At 60.9% G+C, this 2,626-nt stretch carries 2 protein-coding genes and 1 pseudogene; all 3 read left to right on the top strand.

From position 1 onward, the window contains the following. Window positions 1-218 precede the first annotated feature (218 nt). The 3 genes and pseudogenes from HMPREF2927_RS00250 (at window position 219) to HMPREF2927_RS09160 (ending at window position 2,469) form a co-directional block, all read left to right on the top strand. Window positions 219-1,280, top strand: a pseudogene (locus HMPREF2927_RS00250) (phosphodiester glycosidase family protein). Further along, window positions 1,277-2,098, top strand: coding sequence for a glycosyltransferase family 2 protein (locus tag HMPREF2927_RS00245; RefSeq protein ID WP_233992181.1), 822 nt, complete (start codon window positions 1,277-1,279; stop codon window positions 2,096-2,098). Before HMPREF2927_RS00250 ends, HMPREF2927_RS00245 begins: the two are co-directional and overlap by 4 nt. Next, the gene (locus tag HMPREF2927_RS09160; protein ID WP_233992180.1) at window positions 2,068-2,469 is read left to right on the top strand and encodes a GtrA family protein; all 402 of its coding nucleotides are present in this window, start codon (window positions 2,068-2,070) and stop codon (window positions 2,467-2,469) included. The genes HMPREF2927_RS00245 and HMPREF2927_RS09160 overlap by 31 nt, the downstream gene beginning before the upstream one ends. Window positions 2,470-2,626 lie beyond the last annotated feature (157 nt).

Raw genomic sequence — 2,626 nt, 5'->3', positions numbered from 1 at the left:
GGGGGGGGGGGGGGGGGGGGGGGGGGGGGGGGGGATGCGGTGGGTGCTCAACTGCTTGGTACGCGAAGCTAATACACATGTTTATACATGAATATGCATAGCATCATCTGCTAATAAAGCATAGGCAGTAATAAAAAAGTTTGAAATGAATAAGTATACATATCTTCTGCACAGCTTAGTCATGCCTGGCACAGAGAATAGCCCGGCATTCTAGAGACATGAACAACGAACAGAACATGACTCAGAACATTGACCAGACCGCGGCAGAACAAGCTAACGCAGCACAAACCGCCGCAGAGCAGAAGCTAGCCAAGAAGAAGCTCACCCGTCGAATCTTCATCGGCGGCGGCCTCGGCGCACTCGCAGTAGCCGGCGGCGGTGCAGGCTGGGCATACAACCGCTACCTGGCAGAGCACACCGAAAATCGAAGACACCACCGCCTACGAGGCGGCAGCAGCTCAGGCAAACGCAAGCGCCTCCGGCTCCGCCACCGCAGACCCCACCAACTGACCGGCGTGAAGGTCAACGGCCAGAGCCTCACCGCTAACGAAGGCTCGATCACCATCACCTCCAACACCACCGGCAGCGGCTCGGACGCGGTCGTCTCCGTCGTAGCAGACATCAAGCTCGACAACGCAACCCTGCTGCGAAGCGCCTTCGCCAACAACAAGTTCGGCCAGAACATCATCGACACCCCCTCGAACATTGCCTCCGAACACAACGGCATCTGGGCGATCAACGGCGACTACTACGGCTTCCGTACCACCGGCATCGTGATCCGAAACGGTGTTGTCTACCGTGACGCCGGCGCTCGCGAGGGTTTGGCCTTCTACCGCGACGGCTCCGTCAAACTCTACGACGAAACCGCAACCAACGCCCAGACCCTCGTCAACGAGGGCGTGTGGAACACCCTCTCCTTTAGCCCCGCACTGGTCAAGGACTCCGCAATCGTCGACGGCATCGACAGCGTCGAGGTGGACACCAACTTCGGTAACCACTCCATCCAGGGCTACCAGCCGCGAACCGGTGTGGGCGTGCTCGGCACCAACCACCTGGTCTTCATCGTGGTCGACGGCCGCTCCACCAACTACTCGCGCGGCGTGACCATTCCCGAGTTCGCCCAGATGTTCAAGGACCTCGGCTGCGTGAGCGCCTACAACCTGGACGGTGGTGGCTCCTCCACCATGGTCTTCAACAACAAGCTGGTCAACCGCCCGCAGGGTGGCACCAAGGAACGTGGCACCAGCGACATCCTCTACATTGCAGGGAGCGCATCGTGATTATCCTGATACCCGCCTATAAGCCGGACCAATCATTAGTCCGCCTTGCCCGTGCCCTGCGCGAACAGGACCCGGCCACCGAAATCCTCGTCATTGACGATGGATCCGGCAGCACCTACACACCAATCTTTACCGAACTGCGTATCGACGGCGTGACCGTGCAGACCCACCCGGTCAACAAGGGTAAGGGTGCGGCACCGCGCACCGGCATCACCTGGGCAAAAGCAAACCGCCCCGGCGAGGTCATCGTCACCGCCGACGCGGACGGCCAGCACCTATCCCGGGACATCTTCCGTGTGGGCGTGCGCACCGAAACCGCCACGGTGGCAGGTCAGAGGAGCATCATCCTCGGCGTGCGTACCAGTCCCGACCCGAACGCCGGCGAAGAAGGCACTAAGGTGCCGCTACGCTCCAAGATTGGCAACAGTGCAACCGTAGGCTTCTTCGCCCTGGCGACCGGCGCCCGCGTGGCAGATACCCAGACCGGTCTGCGCGGCTTCACCCCGCAGATCCTGGACTGGCTGCTGCAGATCCCCGGCGATAAGTACGAGTACGAATTCTCCATGCTCCTGCGCGCAACCCGCGCAGACGTGGAGCTGGTGCAGGTACCCATCGTGAAGGTCTACGAGCCGGGCAACCCGACCAGCCATTTTAGGCCTCTGCAGGACTCGGCGCTCATTTACTCACCGCTGCTTGCCTTCCTGGCTTCGTCTTTCCTGACCGGCTTCCTCGTGGATGCTATCGCCCTCTTCGTCCTGGTGGGCATGGGCGCTCCGCGCTGGCAGCTGTGGTCGGTGCCCGCGTCATCTCGGTGCTGACGAACTTCACCGTCAACCGAATGCTCATGCACGAAGGAGGCGCACGCCCCTCCGCATCCTCTTCGCTGGTACGTTACGCCGTGCTGGCGGTGGGCATCCTCGCCGCCAACGCAGCTCTGATGGAAGCTTTGATCGGCCTGGGGGCATCCCTGCTGGTCGCCAAGATCCTGCCCGAACTGATTCTGATCCCAATTAGCTTCGCGGTTCAGCGCCGCTGGGTTTTTCTACCCACCCAGCGTCAGGAAAATACGCGAGAAAAGACTCAGGCGATCGCCGCCTCTTCCGGCTTGCGCGCGGTGAGCTACGAGCCGGCTCGCATGGAGGCTGCAAGCATTCGTGCCGGAATGCCTGCCTCCCAGGTACGCCCCTAGCGACTAGTTCACTAGGGGCTACCTACAAAACTTCTCCCACCCATCAGTCGTGAGGGTAGGTGGGAGACGCAAGCTGCAGCACCAAAGCGGCAGCGTTCTGTTCACGAAAAGCCCCCGCTGAGAAATGAACTGCCTCCCGTTTCTTGGACATCAAAAC

Source organism: Rothia sp. HMSC061E04 (assembly GCF_001813685.1).
GTDB classification, from domain to species: domain Bacteria; phylum Actinomycetota; class Actinomycetes; order Actinomycetales; family Micrococcaceae; genus Rothia; species Rothia mucilaginosa.
This window is presented reverse-complemented; position numbering and strand designations above follow the sequence as displayed.